Annotated in this window: 15 protein-coding genes; 12 read left to right on the top strand and 3 right to left on the bottom strand. The window is 62.9% G+C overall.

The genetic code is table 11. The annotated features are described in order from the left end of the window. Window positions 1-116: 116 nt before the first annotated feature. On the bottom strand, window positions 117-2,015 hold the full coding sequence (locus LCH97_RS11110) for a propionate--CoA ligase (protein WP_227301743.1): 1,899 nt from the start codon (window positions 2,013-2,015) through the stop codon (window positions 117-119). 265 nt (window positions 2,016-2,280) lie between these two features. Here LCH97_RS11110 and LCH97_RS11105 point away from each other — a divergent pair, with 265 nt between their 5' ends. The 3 genes from LCH97_RS11105 (at window position 2,281) to LCH97_RS11095 (ending at window position 6,385) form a co-directional block, all read left to right on the top strand. Then, on the top strand, window positions 2,281-3,540 hold the full coding sequence (locus LCH97_RS11105; RefSeq protein ID WP_227301742.1) for a glutamate-5-semialdehyde dehydrogenase: 1,260 nt from the start codon (window positions 2,281-2,283) through the stop codon (window positions 3,538-3,540). Window positions 3,541-3,619: 79 nt separating this feature from the next. Next, the gene (locus LCH97_RS11100; RefSeq protein ID WP_227301741.1) at window positions 3,620-4,837 is read left to right on the top strand and encodes a GGDEF domain-containing protein; all 1,218 of its coding nucleotides are present in this window, start codon (window positions 3,620-3,622) and stop codon (window positions 4,835-4,837) included. Window positions 4,838-5,029: 192 nt separating this feature from the next. Next, window positions 5,030-6,385, top strand: a complete 1,356-nt coding sequence (locus LCH97_RS11095; protein ID WP_227301740.1) for a glutamine synthetase family protein — start codon at window positions 5,030-5,032, stop codon at window positions 6,383-6,385. A 59-nt stretch (window positions 6,386-6,444) separates the two neighbouring features. On the opposite strand, the gene LCH97_RS11090 is transcribed toward LCH97_RS11095, so the two are convergent. After that, window positions 6,445-6,741, bottom strand: a complete 297-nt coding sequence (locus LCH97_RS11090; protein ID WP_227301739.1) for a hypothetical protein — start codon at window positions 6,739-6,741, stop codon at window positions 6,445-6,447. A 186-nt stretch (window positions 6,742-6,927) separates the two neighbouring features. Here LCH97_RS11090 and LCH97_RS11085 point away from each other — a divergent pair, with 186 nt between their 5' ends. After that, complete coding sequence (locus LCH97_RS11085; RefSeq protein WP_227301738.1) at window positions 6,928-7,413, top strand: universal stress protein; 486 nt, start codon at window positions 6,928-6,930, stop codon at window positions 7,411-7,413. 51 nt (window positions 7,414-7,464) lie between these two features. Here LCH97_RS11085 and LCH97_RS11080 read toward each other — a convergent pair whose 3' ends face one another. Beyond that, complete coding sequence (locus tag LCH97_RS11080; RefSeq protein ID WP_227301737.1) at window positions 7,465-8,226, bottom strand: TlyA family RNA methyltransferase; 762 nt, start codon at window positions 8,224-8,226, stop codon at window positions 7,465-7,467. A gap of 150 nt (window positions 8,227-8,376) precedes the next feature. On the opposite strand from LCH97_RS11080, the gene LCH97_RS11075 reads away from it, so the two are divergent. The 8 genes from LCH97_RS11075 to LCH97_RS11040 all read left to right on the top strand — a co-directional run bounded on the left by LCH97_RS11075 (window position 8,377) and on the right by LCH97_RS11040 (window position 14,603). Continuing rightward, a complete protein-coding gene (locus tag LCH97_RS11075) occupies window positions 8,377-9,015 on the top strand; it encodes a YceH family protein (protein ID WP_227301736.1) in 639 nt (212 codons plus the stop codon). Window positions 9,016-9,051: 36 nt separating this feature from the next. After that, the gene (locus LCH97_RS11070) at window positions 9,052-9,603 is read left to right on the top strand and encodes a YfaZ family outer membrane protein (RefSeq protein WP_227301735.1); all 552 of its coding nucleotides are present in this window, start codon (window positions 9,052-9,054) and stop codon (window positions 9,601-9,603) included. A 142-nt stretch (window positions 9,604-9,745) separates the two neighbouring features. Next, window positions 9,746-10,483 (top strand): pseudouridine synthase, encoded by a 738-nt coding sequence (locus LCH97_RS11065; protein ID WP_227301734.1) that lies wholly within the window; start codon window positions 9,746-9,748, stop codon window positions 10,481-10,483. A gap of 536 nt (window positions 10,484-11,019) precedes the next feature. Beyond that, window positions 11,020-11,739, top strand: coding sequence for a FadR/GntR family transcriptional regulator (locus LCH97_RS11060; RefSeq protein ID WP_227301733.1), 720 nt, complete (start codon window positions 11,020-11,022; stop codon window positions 11,737-11,739). Next, window positions 11,736-12,527 (top strand): transporter substrate-binding domain-containing protein, encoded by a 792-nt coding sequence (locus tag LCH97_RS11055; RefSeq protein WP_227301732.1) that lies wholly within the window; start codon window positions 11,736-11,738, stop codon window positions 12,525-12,527. Before LCH97_RS11060 ends, LCH97_RS11055 begins: the two co-directional genes overlap by 4 nt. A gap of 45 nt (window positions 12,528-12,572) precedes the next feature. Next, on the top strand, window positions 12,573-13,241 hold the full coding sequence (locus LCH97_RS11050; protein ID WP_227301731.1) for an amino acid ABC transporter permease: 669 nt from the start codon (window positions 12,573-12,575) through the stop codon (window positions 13,239-13,241). Continuing rightward, window positions 13,238-13,894: an amino acid ABC transporter permease gene (locus LCH97_RS11045; protein ID WP_227301730.1), complete on the top strand. Its 657-nt coding sequence runs from the start codon at window positions 13,238-13,240 to the stop codon at window positions 13,892-13,894. The genes LCH97_RS11050 and LCH97_RS11045 overlap by 4 nt, the downstream gene beginning before the upstream one ends. Further along, complete coding sequence (locus LCH97_RS11040; protein WP_227301729.1) at window positions 13,875-14,603, top strand: amino acid ABC transporter ATP-binding protein; 729 nt, start codon at window positions 13,875-13,877, stop codon at window positions 14,601-14,603. Before LCH97_RS11045 ends, LCH97_RS11040 begins: the two co-directional genes overlap by 20 nt. Window positions 14,604-14,612: the final 9 nt, after the last annotated feature.

The following is a 14,612-nucleotide window of genomic DNA, read 5'->3' as shown; positions in this document are numbered from 1 at the left end:
GCCACGCAAACACCCGGCCACGGCCGGGTGTTTGCGTATCAGGCGGTAAAAAAGGCTCCCGCTGCCTCGACACAGGGGGAGCCAAAGGGAGCCGGCGGCCGCAGCCGCGCTTGCTATTACTGCTGGATGATCTGGCGGATCTGCTCGATACCGGCCGGGTCGTCCAGTGTGGTGAGGTCGCCCGGGTCGCGGCCTTCGGCCAGCGCCTGGATGGAGCGGCGCAGTACCTTGCCAGAGCGGGTTTTCGGTAGCTGATTCACAAAGTACACCCGTGCCGGGTTGGCGATGGCACCCAGCTGCGCCGCCACGCGGGCGATCACTTCTTTTTCCAGTGCGGCACGGCTGGCCGGGTCGTCCAGTACGGCCGGGTTTTTCACCACCGCAAACGCCTTGGGCACCTGGCCTTTCAGGCTGTCCTCCACGCCCACTACCGCGACCTCGGCAATGGCGCTGTGGCTGCTGACGGCCTCTTCGATCTCGCGGGTACCCAGGCGGTGGCCGGCTACGTTGATTACATCGTCGGTGCGGCCAAGGATGGTGTAGTAGCCGTCCTCGTCCTTGATGCCCCAGTCAAAGCTGGAATACACCAGTTTGTCCTTGAACAGGCTGAAGTAGGTATCGACAAAGCGCTGGTCCTGGCCCCATACCGTGCTCATACAGCCTGGCGGCAGCGGCGGAATCACGCCGATGACGCCTTTCTCGCCCGGGCCGACTTCCTGGCCGGTGCTTTCGTTGAACAGTTTCACGTTAAAGCCGTATACCGGCAGGCCGGGGCTGCCAAATTTCACGTCTTTCTTTTCCACGCCGTTGCACAGCGTCAGCATCGGCCAGCCGGTTTCGGTTTGCCAGTAGTTGTCCAGCACCGGGATGTCCAGCTCGCCGGCGATCCAGGTGGCGGTGGGTTCGTCCAGCGGCTCGCCGGCCAGGAACAGGGCGCGCAGGCTGGACAGGTCGTGTTTGTGCAGCCACGCCGGGTCTTGCTTCTTCAGCACACGGATGGCGGTGGGGGCAGAGAACATCACGCTGACGCGGTATTTTTCTACCAGCTGCCACCAGATGCCGGCGTCGGGGCGGATGGGCAGGCCCTCGTAAACCAGCGTGGTCATGCCGTTGATCAGCGGCCCGTACACGATATAGGAGTGGCCTACCACCCAGCCGATGTCGGAGGTGGAAAAGTAGCATTCGCCAGGCTTGCCGCCGTAGATGTAATCCATACTGGCGGCCAGTGCCACGGCGTAGCCGCCGGTATCGCGCTGTACACCCTTGGGCTTGCCGGTGGTGCCAGAGGTATACAGGATGTAGCTGGGGTGGCCGGACTCGACCCATTCCACCTCGGCGCGCTCGTGCAGGTACGCTTCGCGCAGGCTGTCGTAGTCCAGGTCGCGCCCCGGTTTCATCATCGGGGCTTCGGCCAGGCCGCGGTTCACCACAATCACTTTGGCCGGTGCACTGGCGCCGGCGTAGCCCAGCGCTTCGTCTACCAGCGGTTTGTAGGGGATGACCTTGCCGCCGCGCATGCCGGCGTCGGCCGTGATCATCACTTTCGGGCTGGCGTCCTCGATGCGGGTGGCCAGGCTGGCGGGGGCGAAGCCGCCGAATACCACCGAATGCACGGCGCCCAGCCGCACGGTGGCCAGCATGGCGAAAATGGCTTCCGGAATCATCGGCATGTAAATCAGCACGCGGTCGCCTTTGGCCACGCCTTGCGCCTGCAGGATGGCGGCAAAGCGGGCGACTTCGGCGTGCAGCTCGCGGAAGGTGTAGCCGGTTTCGATGCCGGTCTCGCTGGAGACATAGGCCAGCGCGGTTTGCTCGGCGCGCTCGGCCAGGTGGCGGTCTACCGCGTTGTAGCAGAGGTTGGTGAGGCCGCCGGCAAACCACTCCCTGAACGGGGGCTTATCGTAGGCCAGTACCTTGTCGAATGGCTTGTGCCAGTGGATGCGCGCGGCTTCTCTTCCCCAGAACGTTTCGGGCTCGTTGATGGACTGCTGGTAAAACGCCTGGTACGAGGTCATGCCGGTCTCCTGAAAGCCTTGCGCATCTGTCAAGCGGTTGCTTGTCGGACAAAGTAAGGACTAAGCACTACGGTGGTCAATCTTGCAGTGCACCATCTGCCCGCCGGGCATGGGCTAACGTTGTATAAATACCGATAAAACCAAGGCTTGCCATAAAGTGGCAGGCGGGTAGTGCGGCCCGGGTTTGATATGAACACTGGCCGAATCCCCCTGCTTTGCATTACTCTGAAAGCTAGGGACACCACATGTATTTCAGGACAAGACCATGGACGTTAAGCATTATATGAATGTCGTTGGCCAGGCTGCCCGCAAGGCCAGCCGCGCCATAGCCCGCGCGGATACCAACCAGAAAAACAAGGCACTGCACGCTATGGCCGATGCCATCGAGCGCGATCTGGAGCGCTTGGTAACCGCCAATATGCTGGACCTAGAGGCCGCGCGGAAAAACGGCCTGGAAGAGGCCATGATCGACCGCCTGACCTTGTCGGAAAAAACCGTTCACGGCATGGCAGAAGGCCTGCGCCAGATTGCCGCGCTGCCCGACCCGGTGGGGGAAATGGGCGAGTTCAGCTACCGCCCTTCCGGCATACAGCTGGGCAAGATGCGCGTACCGCTGGGCGTGATCGGCATCATTTACGAAGCGCGCCCCAATGTCACCGCCGACGCCGCCGGCCTGTGCCTGAAATCGGGCAATGCGGTGATCCTGCGTGGCGGCTCGGAAGCCTTCCACAGCAACCAGGCGATTGCCGCCTGTGTGCACGAGGGCCTGCGCGTGGCCGGCTTGCCGCAGCACGTGGTGCAAGTACTGGAAACCACCGACCGCGCCGCCGTGGGCGAGCTGATTACCCAGACCGAGTTTGTCGATGTGATTGTGCCGCGTGGTGGCAAGGGCCTGATCGAGCGCATCAGCCGTGATGCCCGCGTGCCGGTGATCAAGCACCTGGACGGTAACTGCCATGTGTATATCGACGACACGGCCAACCCGGACAAAGCCTTCAATATCGCGCTGAACGCCAAAACCCACCGCTACGGCACCTGCAACACCATGGAAACCCTGCTGGTGCATACCGCCTTTGCCGAGTTCATCCTGCCAAGGTTGGCCGCAGCGTACTGGGAAAAAGGCGTAGAGCTGCGCGGCTGCGAACGCACACGCGGCATTCTGGGTGACAAGGTGGTAGCCGCGACGGCGGATGACTGGGGCACCGAGTATCTGGCGCCGATTCTGGCCATCAAGGTCGTGGGCGGTATCGACGACGCCATCGAGCACATCAACCACTATGGTAGCCATCATACCGACGCCATCATTACCGACGATTACGCCCGCTCGCGCCAGTTCCTGCGCGAGGTCGATTCGGCCAGCGTGATGGTCAACGCCAGTACCCGCTTTGCCGACGGTTTCGAGTACGGGCTGGGTGCCGAAATCGGTATTTCCACTGACAAAATCCACGCGCGTGGCCCGGTAGGGCTGCACGGCCTCACCAGCCAGAAGTGGATCGTGCTGGGTGATGGCCAGGTACGCAGCTAGCCAGCCTCTGCAGGTGATGTGCCTATAGCAAGGCGGGCTGGCATAGGCCAGCTCGCCTTATTACAGGGAAGGGGAGCATATGCAGCTCGACGCAGGCATGAATACCAGCCAGCTGGAGGTGCAGGTACGCGACGAGCGTATCCGGCTGGTAGCGCGGCGCAGTTTTGTTGCCAGCCTGTCCACCCCGGTAGCCGCCGGTTTGCTGCTGTATCTGGGGCATGCCGAGCACCTGCATAATCTGCAGCCACTCTACGTCTGGTTTGCCTGCATCAACCTGATCGTGGTGCTCAGCCTGTTGATGATCTTGCCGCAAGCGCTCCGTGGCGAGCCGCCAGCTGATGGCCGGCGCTGGATACGCAGGTATCTGCTTACCAAGTGCCTGCTAGGCCTGGGCTGGGGTATCAGCGTCTGGTTTCTGCTACCGATTGCCACCCCGGTGTTCGGCATGATGCTGTACATCGTGCTCAGTGGCATTTGTGCCATGGTGGTGCTGGTGCACTCCATTTTCTGGACCTCGGTAGTGGTGTTTCTGCTGAGTATTTACCTGCCGGTACTGTTGCACGCCCTTCTTTATCCACAGGCGCTGGAGTTGTACGTAGCGATTGCCGGCGCCTTGTATGCTTTTTTTCTGACCGTATATAGCGGCGTGGTCAACCGCCAGCTGGTGCTGGGGGTGCGCTCTGCTTTGCAGGCCCAGCTGCTCACCGAGGAGTTGCTGGACGCCAATGTGCGCGCCGAGCTCTCGTTGGCTGCCTTGCAGGATGAACACTTACGCCTGCAGCAAGCGCTACAGACCATACGCAGCATGGCACACCAGGACGAGCTGACCCAGCTGCCCAACCGCAGGGCGGCTCTTGCGGCGCTGAATGACAGGCTGGATTTATGGGCGCTACAGCAAGAGCCCAGCAGCCTGATCATGCTGGATATCGACCATTTCAAACTAATCAACGACAGCCACGGCCATGATATCGGCGATGCTGTATTGGTGGCGCTGGCACTGCGCTTGCAACAGCAATTGCGTCCCTACGACCTGCTTGCCCGCTTTGGTGGTGAAGAGTTCATCATCCTGCTGCCGGGTATGCGGCTGGACGATGCCGCCCAGCTGGCACGGCGGCTGTGTGAACAGTTGGCCGCAGAACCGCTGTTGCGGCAGCCCGTGAGCTTGCCGGTCACCGCCTCGTTCGGTATTACCCAGCTGCGCCAGGGCGATACATTGCACGACTGGTTGCGCCGTGCCGATCAGGCCATGTACGCGTCCAAGCGCATGGGCCGTAACCAGTGCTCTGCCTTGCAGTAATGGCACGCGTGGTAGCCGGGGGATGGCTTACTGTGGCGTCGCTGTCTGATCAGGCTGTCCTTTTGGCTTAATTTTTTAAACGGTTCCGCCTTGCGGAACCATGTGCTTGATTGCGGAATGTTCGCGTGCATACTCCTTGCATAGCATGCCTGCCAGCCACCCTGGCCAGGCTCATAACAGGAGAGATGCCGCATGTCCCACCCCGTACCACACCCCGAGCAGGCACTATGGCTAAGCCAGCTGGGCGTTCGTGATGTCGAGCTGGCGTTTGCTGACGTAACCGGTTTTGCGCGCGGTAAAACCTTGCCACGCCAAGCTTTTATCGATGGCCAGCAGCTGCGCATTGCGCGTGCCGTTGCTATCCAGAGCTGCGTTGGCGAGTTTCCCGATTACCGCTTTTACGGCGAGCAAGACCCCGATGTGACGCTGCTGCCGGATATGGCCACGCTGCGCCAGCTGCCCTGGGCGGCCACGCCACGGGCCTTGGTGCTATGCGATTGTGTCGATCACGACGGCAGCTTGTCTCCGCTGGCGCCGCGCACGGTGTTGAAACAAATACTACAGCGCTACGCCGCACGGGGCTGGACACCGGTGGTCGCACCAGAGCTGGAGTTCTACCTGTTTGCGGCTAACCCGGACAGCGACGCGCCGTTCCAGCCGCCGGCCTTGCGCAGTGGCCGGCGCGAGCGTGGCTTCGACTCGTTCAGCTTCAGCACCCTCAATGATCTGGAAGCCTTCTTCGACGATGTCTACCGTGGCTGCGAGATGCTGGGTATCGCTACCGATACCTGGGTACACGAGATGGGGCCTAGCCAGTTCGAGATCAATCTCAAGCATGGCGATGCCTTGGCGCTGGCCGACCAGACCTTCCTGTTCAAGACCCTGCTGAAAGAAACCGGCAACAAACACGGCCTGAATGTGGTGTGCATGGCCAAGCCGCTGGCGGGTGAGCCCGGCAGCTCCATGCACCTGCACCAAAGCGTGGTAGACCGCGACGGCCGCAATATTTTCAGCCAGCCCGATGGCAGCGAAAGCCAGCTGTTTTACGGTTTTATCGCTGGCATGCAGCGCTACCTGGCCGAGCTGATGCCGCTGTATTGCCCCAGCCCCAACTCCTACCGGCGCTTTGTCAAAAACCTGGCCGCACCGGTGAACCTGAGCTGGGGGGTAGATAACCGCTCGGTGGGCTTGCGGGTACCGCTGTCTGCACCGCAGGCCCGTCGCGTAGAAAACCGGCTTCCAGGCTGCGATGCCAACCCGTATCTGTCGCTAGCGGCTAGCCTGGGCGCGGGTTTGCTGGGCATGGAGCAAGGCTTGCAGCCTACGCCGGCGGTGAGCGGCAACGTATTCTTGCAGCCTGATAGTAGCGAGGCGCTGCCACGCACGCTGGATGCGGCATTGGCGTGCATGCAGCAAGGTGAAGCCGCTACGCGCCTGTTTGGTCGCGAGTTCAGTCAGGCCTACGCTGCGGTAAAAGAGGTGGAGCTGGCCAGCTTCCACAACGAAATTACCGCATGGGAGCGCCGTTATCTTGGCGTACTGGCTTGATAAGACCAATGCAAAACGCCCCGCATGGCGGGGCGTTTGCGGCGGGCAGCGGCGGCTGCCTAGCGCTCTTTGGCTAGCAGCTCGATGATTTCGCTGCGTGTGCGGCCGGTCAGGTTGCACTGGGCTTCGACAATCCACAGTTCTACTTGCTGGCGGTCCCCCTGTGCGGCACGCAGCAGTTTGCCGTAAGCCTCACCCGTCATGTGGTTGGTAGGGGGCAGCACGCGGCGCTGGGTGTGCGCGGCGTACACGGTGCGGCTGGGTGGATTGTTTTTATGCTTTTTGCCCTGGAAGTAAAAAAACGCTACCAGCCCGACAAAGAAACAACAGACCACAAAAATAAACGTTCCCAGCACATCAGACTCCGTTAGATAAACTGCTTGGCATGATAAATGAGTTGCTACGGTTTGATTATTAGTAGAAGTACTAAATCGATAGCACTTGCACCAGATCAAGCAAGATCGAACCAGTTATAGGGGCAAGTTGTGTGGGTAATGCACAATCTGGATAAACATCAGACACCCACTGGTAAGGAGAGTTTCATGTACAAGCATCTCGCTATCGCACTGGACGGCAGCCACAACGCCCGCCCGGCATTGATCGAGGCCGTCCGTATTGCCGCTACGGCCAACAGCCACCTTTCCCTGGTACATGTTATCTGCCTGCACGATTTTGCGGTAGAAAGTGCGGGCTTGCTGGATACCCAGGCATTGTACGACGAGGCCAGAAAACAGGGGCAAGCGGTATTGGATGAAGCGGCAAACTATGCCCGCGAGCATGGTGTAAAAGACATCAGCCAGCAGCTGCTGGAAGCACCGCAAGGTAGCGAAGCCGCTACTGCGCAGCTGGTCGAATTTGCAGAGCAGGCCGGGGCCGACCTGCTGGTAATCGGTACGCACGGCCATCGCGGCTGGCGCCACCTGTTGCTGGGCAGCTTTGCCGAGTCGGTACTGCGCAAGAGCACCTTGCCGCTGCTGGTGGTGCGTAACCCGGAAGACGACGACAGCGCCGCACCCGGCGCAGGCTGAACCAGGATGCCGCCCGCGCCACCGTAACCGGCCGGCAAGCCGGGGCGGTGGCTAGCGGCGGCGCGCCAGGATGAAAAATTCGTGGTTGCCGTCGCCGCCCTTGATCGGGCTGTCAAACCAGCCCAGCTTGTCAAAGCCCAGCTCGGCCACGCAGCGGCTGATCTTGTCTTCCACACCGGCGTATAGCGAGCTATCACGCACGATACCACCGTGCCCCAGCCCCTCGCGGCCAACCTCGAACTGCGGTTTTACCAGGCTGAGCAGATAGCCGCCCGGCCGGATCAGCGGTAGAGCCGACGGGTAGATCAGCGCCACAGAAATAAACGATACATCGCATACCATCAGGTCGAAGGCTTCGCCATCGTTGGCCGCCAGCAGAGCCGCGTGGTCCAGGGCGCGGGCATTCACCCCTTCGAAATAGCGTACGCGCGCATCGTTGCGCAGGCGTGCGGCCAACTGGTCGTGGCCCACATCGACACCCACCACACGGCACGCGCCGGCTTGCAGCAGGCAGTCGCTAAAGCCACCGGTGGATTGCCCCACGTCCAGCGCACGCCAGCCCTGGATATCGTGCAGACCGGCGGCCGCCAGCGCACCGGCCATTTTCAGCCCGCCACGCGACACGTAGCGGTCGGCTTCGTCCGGCACCACATGGAATACCGCATCGTCGGGCAGTTTCTGGCTGGCCTTGCCGATAAGGCGCGTGCCGGCACCCTCAGCCACGCTGACGCGGCCAGCCTCGATCAGCTGCTGTGCTGCCGTACGCGACGGGGCCAGGCCCTGTTCTACCAAAAGAAGATCCACGCGCTTCATTCCCGCCCCTTGCTGCCAGTACAAAACCGCGCAAGGGTGCGCAATCTGCCGGGTACTGTCAAGGCAGGCTTGGCCGCACGCGGTAGCAGTGCGATGATGCATTCATTTATTGACATTTCAACCCTGCATTTCACCCACACAGGTGCCGGTATGGACAATCTGACTTTGCATCCGCACACCGTGCGCGTATTGGGCGCACTGATAGAAAAACAGGCGCTCACGCCCGATAGCTACCCGCTCACCCTCAATGCCCTGCAGTCTGCCTGCAACCAGCTCACCAGCCGCGACCCGGTACTCAGCCTGAGCGAGGCGGATATCAGCAGTTCGCTGGACGAGCTGATGGCGCAAAAACTGGTGGCCGAGCGTATCCCGGCCGGCAGCCGCGTGGCCAAGTACGAGCACCGCCTGAACTACGCTTGGAATATCGATGGCGCCAGGTTGGCCGCACTGGGTTTGCTGCTGCTGCGTGGCGCGCAGACCAGCGCCGAGCTGCGCACCCGTGCTGGCCGCGTCTACAGTTTTGCCAGTGTGGACGAGGTGGAAACCGCCCTGGCCGCGCTGGCCGACAAATACCCGCCACTGGTAGAAAAACTGCCGCGCCAGCCGGGCGAGCGCGAAGCGCGCTGGGTGCATCTGTTGCACCCGCCAGCCCTGGCCGTGTCGGCGGCCAACCTGGCACCACAGGGCGGCGATGCCGCATTGGCGGAGCGCGTCGCCGGGCTGGAGGCGCAGCTGGCCGCTATGTTGCAGCGCATCGAAGCGCTGGAGGCGCAGCAGCCGAGCGCGTAATATGGCCGCGCTCTTCATGATTAACGGATAACGATAATGACACGCTACACCCTGTTGGCCGCAGCCATACTGGCCATGCCCCTTGCCGCCCATGCCGGTGACACCACGATTGCTGCGGGCAGCGAATACCGCTTTGTTACCCGCATGCCTACCGGCCTCGGCCCTGGCCTGGCACTGGACTACGTTAAATCGGACAACAAGGATCGCCGTGGCGACAAACCCAGCTTTGGCGCGGCCGGCGTGATGATCGGCCTGCCGGTACCCACCTTGCTGCGCCTCGACCTGGGTGGCAAGCTGGTGTATCTGGAAGCCGATGGCGCGGCGACCGCCGCCATGGCCGGGGGCCGCCTGACGGTGGATCTGCCGATGAATGCCGAAGCGTTTGTGCACGGCTTTTACGCTGGTGCCGGTGCCAGCAGCGGCACCGTGAAACAAGTCACCGACACCATGGCCGGCGTACGCTGGAGCCCGCTGAAAATGGTGGGCGTCGAAGTGGGCTACCGCACGGTAGAGGTCAAGCGTGAAGACAGCCGCCGCAATATCAAGCTGGCCGACGGCGCGTATGCCGGTGTCGCGGTTGCCTTCTGATCGCCAGTAGTCTGGCTGACCACCCCCTCGGGTATACCGAGGGGGTTTTTTACGGCTGCAGGTGCCGCCAGGGCGGTATTGCCCACCGCGCCAGCGGCAAAAGCGGCGATAATCCCTGCTTGAATGTTTAGAGGTATGCGCCATGAGCGACGACAACACTATCCGCCTGTCCAAACGCATGACCGAGCTGGGCTTGTGCTCCCGCCGCGAAGCGGACGAATTTATCGAGCAGGGGCTGGTAAAAGTAGATGGCGTAGTAGTCAACGTACTGGGCAGCCGCGTGCGCCCGGAGCAAACCGTTACCCTGGAAAGCGGTGCGCTGAACGTGCAGGCCGAGCGCGTTACCATCTTGCTGTACAAGCCGGTAGGCTTTGTCAGCGGCCCGGCCGAAATGCAGGGCGATCGCCCGGCCTGGCTCTTGATCAAGCCGGAAACCCGCGCCGAGCAAGACCGCTCTGGTGTGATGTTCCTGAAAAAGCACCAGCACAAGCTGGCGGCAGCAGGCAAGCTGGACGTTGACGCGTCCGGCCTGCTGGTGCTGACGCAGGACGGCCGCGTAGCACGCAAGCTGTTGGCCGGCGAGTGCGAGCAGGAATACCTGGTATGGCTGAAAACCCCCGCCACGGCCGAACAGTTGGCCGCATTGGGCAAAGGTGTGCAGGCCGATGGTGACACGCTGGACGCTGCCCGTGTCAGCCGCCAGAGCGACCGCCAGCTGTGCTTTGTGCTGCGCCAACAGCAGCGCCGCCATATCCAGCGCATGTGCGCTGCGGTCGGCCTGGAAATCGAGCGTCTGCACCGTATCCGCATCGGCCGTGTGCGCTTGGGCGACTTGCAGCAGGGCCAGTGGCGCTACTTGCTGGAGAACGAGAAGTTCTGAGTGGGTGACTGCACTGACCCGGGTGTAGCCCGCTGTCTTAAACCCTGCCGCCTGGCAGGGTTTTTTCATGCCCGTGACACAATGAAGGGTATCGGTCACCTGTCCGTTACCGGTGCGCGATCAGCGCCTCCGTCCAGCGGCATCGCCCTCCACCGTACTCGCTGCTGGCAGATACGTAATGCGGTGGGGGCGTGCTACATGGCTGCCCGCTATCAATCCTGACACCAGACCGGGCCTGATGATCGGCATCACCTGGTTGGCTGCGGCCGTCATCCGCAGCGGGGTGGTGTGGCCTGATGCGACAGCATTACCGGGCCATGGATGGGGCAGTATGTGCACCATCTGGCAGCACCTGCACCATGGCGGTTCAGGGTGTGTGCTATCTGCTGGGTAGGGTTTTGGTTGAATTTTGCTGTAATTGACGGATTTTCATTGGTAATCGCGTCTTTTTATGCGTTGGCACGGTGCTTGCTGAAGAACGGAAAATTGGCCTGACTGGTCTGACCAGTCAGGCCGCCGAACCCCAGGAGCCCGCCATGACCCGACTTTCCAGCTACGCCGCGCAGACCTTGCAGCGGCAAATCCAGCAGGGCCTGTTCCTGCCTGGCGAACTGTTGCCATCGCAGCGCGAGCTAGCCGTCACGATGGGGATCAGCCGCGCGTCGTTGCGCGAGGCTATTTCCACGCTGGAGGCGCTAGGCCTGGTGCGCTCGCAGCCGGGCAAGGGCGTGCTGGTGACCGCCGGCCTGCCACGCACTAGCCAGCCCTTGTCCGATGGCCCGGCCGCGCACTCGCTGCAGCAGGTGTTCCAGCTGCGCGCCATCCTGGAGCCGGCCGCTGCCGCGCTGGCGGCCAGCCAGCTGGACGCCGATGCCGAAGCCAGCCTGCAGGCACTGCAGCAGCAGATGGAAGCGGCGCTGCACAAGCTGGACCTGGTGGCCGCCGCCGAACACGACCTCGCCTTCCACATGGCCATCGCCCGCCTGTCCGGCAACGTGCCGCTGGCGATGGTGATCCAGCAGTTCGAGCAGCCGTTTGCCCACAGCCTGCGCCTGCCGTTTGCCGACCACAGCCACATCTGGGATACCGCCGACGAACACCGCGCCGTGCTGGACGCGCTGTGCCGTCGTGACCCAGCCGCCGCCCAGGCGGCGATGTTTGCCCACTTGCAGCAGGCCGCCCGCCGTATCGGCTTTGTGCTGGCCTTGCCCGGTTTTCCCCCTGTTCCTGCCCTGACTGAAGGAGTTGCCCCATGAAACGTCGTTCCCTGCTGCGTAACATTGCTGCTTCCCTGCTGTGCACCGGCCTGCTGGCCGCCCCGCTGGCCCACGCCGACGCGCTGGCCGACATCAAGAAGGCCGGCACGCTGCGCGTGGCGGTGCCGCAAGACTTCCCGCCGTTCGGTTCGGTGGGCCCGGACATGCAGCCGCAAGGCTACGACATCGATACCGCGCGCCTGGTGGCCAAGGCGCTGGCGGTGAAGCTGGAGCTGGTGCCGGTGACCAGCACCAACCGAGTGCCGTACCTGACGACCGGTAAGGTAGATCTGGTGATCTCCAGCCTGGGCAAGAACCCGGAGCGCGAAAAAGTGGTGGACTTCTCGGTGCCGTACGCGCCGTTCTTCAACGGCGTCTTCGGGCCCAAAGCCGAAAAAGTACAGTCGGCGGCCGACCTGGCCGGCAAGAGCGTGGCGGTAACGCGCGGCTCGGTGGAAGATCTGGAGCTGAGCAAGATCGCGCCTGCCAGCGCGGTGATCAAGCGTTTCGAGGACAACAACGCCACGGTGTCGGCCTATTACGCTGGCCAGACCCAGCTGCTGGCCACCGGCAACGTGGTGGCGGCCTCGCTGGAGCAGAACACCAGCAAGCGCCCGCTGCAGACCAAGTTCCTGATCAAGGATTCGCCGTGCTACATCGGCCTGCCCAAAGGCGAGCTGACCCTGCAGGTGCGGGTGAACGAGATCATCGCCAAGGCCAAGAAGGACGGCTCGCTGAACAAGATCGCGCAGCAATGGCTGAAAGCGCCGCTGCCGGCCACCCTGTAACCGTCTGCACGCTGCCGGGCCTGCGCCCGGCACGGAGGATGCCTCATGGTTTACCAGTTTGATTTTGCTGCGGTGTGGGAGTACCGCACCCAGCTGCTGGCCGGCGCCGGCCACACCTTGCTGCTGACCGCCGCCGGGGTGGCGGGTGGCGGGCTGGTGGGGGTGCTGGGCGGCGTGGCTCGGGCATGGCGGCTGGCACCGTTCGACGCGTTGGTGGGCGCCTACGTGGAGCTGATCCGCAACACGCCGTTTCTGGTGCAGCTGTTCTTCATCTTTTTCGGCTTGCCGGCGCTGGGGGTGGCCCTCAGCGAGTGGCAGGCCGCCATCCTGGCGATGGTGCTGAACCTGGGTGCCTACAGCACCGAGATCATCCGTGCCGGTATCGAGGCCACGCCGCGCGGCCAGCTGGAAGCCGCTGCCGCGCTGGCGATGAGCCGGCGGCAAATCTTTCTGCACGTGGTGCTGCGGCCAGCGCTGTGGCGGGTGTGGCCGGCGCTGTGCAGCCAGATTGTCATCGTGATGCTGGGCTCGTCCGTGTGTTCGCAGATTGCCGCCGAAGAGCTGACCTTTGCGGCCAACTTCATTCAGTCGCGCAATTTCCGCGCTTTCGAAACCTATATCTGCGTGGCGCTGATGTACCTGTTGCTGTCGCTACTGGTGCGCCAGCTGCTGCTGGTGTTCGGCCAGCGTGTCATCGCGGGGAGAAAAGCATGATGTCGTTCACGCTGTGGGACATCGTCCGCAACCTGCTGCTGGCGGGCGGCTGGACGGTGCTGCTGACCCTGGTGGCCTTCGTGCTGGGCGGCAGTGCCGGGGGGCTGGTGCTGTACGCCCGCATCAGCCCGCAGCCGGTGCTGCGCCGGCTGGCCAGGGCCTATATCGAGCTGTTCCAGGGCACGCCCTTGCTGATGCAGCTGTTTCTGGTGTTTTTCGGCCTGTCGCTGGCCGGCACCGACATCCCGGCCTGGTTGGCCGCAGGCCTGGCGCTGACGGCGTATACCAGCGCTTTTCTGGCCGAGATCTGGCGCGGCTGCGTGGAGTCGGTACCGCGTGGGCAGTGGGAGGCGGCGGCCAGCCTGGCGATGAGCCGTTACGAACAGATGCGCCACGTCATCCTGCCGCAGGCGCTACGCCTGGCGGTGGCGCCCACCATCGGCTTCTCGGTGCAGGTGGTGAAGGCCACGGCGGTCACCTCCATCATCGGCTTTACCGAACTCACCAAGACCGGCAGCGCGCTGGCCAATGCCACTTTCCAGCCGTTTCTGGTGTTTGGTCTGGTGGCGCTGGGCTACTTCCTGCTGTGTTACCCGCTGTCGCTGCTGGCCAGAAAACTGGAAAGGAAACTGCATGTCGCTCGTTCGCATTGATGCGCTTCACAAGCATTTCGGTACCAACCACGTGCTCAAGGGCATCGACCTGAAGGTCGGCCAGGGCGAGGTGGTGGCCATCATCGGCCGCAGCGGCTCCGGTAAGAGCACCCTGCTGCGCGCCATCAACGGCCTGGAAAGCATAGACGAAGGTGTGGTGGAGGTCGACGGCGAGCGCCTGCACGCCGGGCAGACCGACCTGCGCGCCCTGCGTCTGAAAGTGGGCATGGTGTTCCAGCAGTTCAACCTGTTTCCGCACCTGAGCGTGGGCGAAAACGTGATGCTGGCCTGCAAGGTGGTGAAGAAAACCGCCAGCAGCGACGCCCGTACGCTGGCGACGCAGATGCTGGACAAAGTCGGGCTGGCGCACAAGTTTGACGCCTACCCCGAGCAGCTGTCCGGCGGCCAGCAGCAGCGGGTGGCCATTGCCCGTGCGCTGGCGATGTCACCCAAGGTGCTGCTGTGCGACGAGATCACCTCGGCGCTGGACCCGGAGCTGGTCAACGAAGTGTTGGCCGTGGTGTGCCAGCTGGCGGCCGAAGGCATGACGCTGATCATGGTGACGCACGAAATGCGTTTTGCCCGCGAGGTCAGCGACAAGCTGGTGTTCATGCACGAAGGCAGGGTGCACGAATACGGCCCTCCGGAACAGCTGTTCCGCCGGCCGGGCACGCCGGAGCTGGCCAATTTCATCGGCGCCGTATTTTGAGCGGCCCAC

This window comes from Vogesella sp. XCS3, assembly GCF_020616155.1.
Lineage (GTDB): Bacteria > Pseudomonadota > Gammaproteobacteria > Burkholderiales > Chromobacteriaceae > Vogesella.
Note: the sequence above shows the minus strand (reverse complement) of the source record. Positions and strands in the feature narration are given on the sequence as shown.

What these genes read in the sequence shown, in the direction of transcription:
- LCH97_RS11070 (WP_227301735.1), top strand. Translation starts at nt 9,052, where the DNA reads ATGACACGCTACACCCTGTTGGCCGCAGCCATACTGGCCATGCCCCTT.
- LCH97_RS11050 (WP_227301731.1), top strand. Translation starts at nt 12,573, where the DNA reads ATGGTTTACCAGTTTGATTTTGCTGCGGTGTGGGAGTACCGCACCCAG.
- LCH97_RS11105 (WP_227301742.1), top strand. Translation starts at nt 2,281, where the DNA reads ATGGACGTTAAGCATTATATGAATGTCGTTGGCCAGGCTGCCCGCAAG.
- LCH97_RS11045 (WP_227301730.1), top strand. Translation starts at nt 13,238, where the DNA reads ATGATGTCGTTCACGCTGTGGGACATCGTCCGCAACCTGCTGCTGGCG.
- LCH97_RS11055 (WP_227301732.1), top strand. Translation starts at nt 11,736, where the DNA reads ATGAAACGTCGTTCCCTGCTGCGTAACATTGCTGCTTCCCTGCTGTGC.
- LCH97_RS11085 (WP_227301738.1), top strand. Translation starts at nt 6,928, where the DNA reads ATGTACAAGCATCTCGCTATCGCACTGGACGGCAGCCACAACGCCCGC.
- LCH97_RS11080 (WP_227301737.1), bottom strand. Translation starts at nt 8,226, where the DNA reads ATGAAGCGCGTGGATCTTCTTTTGGTAGAACAGGGCCTGGCCCCGTCG.
- LCH97_RS11110 (WP_227301743.1), bottom strand. Translation starts at nt 2,015, where the DNA reads ATGACCTCGTACCAGGCGTTTTACCAGCAGTCCATCAACGAGCCCGAA.
- LCH97_RS11060 (WP_227301733.1), top strand. Translation starts at nt 11,020, where the DNA reads ATGACCCGACTTTCCAGCTACGCCGCGCAGACCTTGCAGCGGCAAATC.
- LCH97_RS11075 (WP_227301736.1), top strand. Translation starts at nt 8,377, where the DNA reads ATGGACAATCTGACTTTGCATCCGCACACCGTGCGCGTATTGGGCGCA.
- LCH97_RS11065 (WP_227301734.1), top strand. Translation starts at nt 9,746, where the DNA reads ATGAGCGACGACAACACTATCCGCCTGTCCAAACGCATGACCGAGCTG.
- LCH97_RS11040 (WP_227301729.1), top strand. Translation starts at nt 13,875, where the DNA reads ATGTCGCTCGTTCGCATTGATGCGCTTCACAAGCATTTCGGTACCAAC.
- LCH97_RS11100 (WP_227301741.1), top strand. Translation starts at nt 3,620, where the DNA reads ATGCAGCTCGACGCAGGCATGAATACCAGCCAGCTGGAGGTGCAGGTA.
- LCH97_RS11095 (WP_227301740.1), top strand. Translation starts at nt 5,030, where the DNA reads ATGTCCCACCCCGTACCACACCCCGAGCAGGCACTATGGCTAAGCCAG.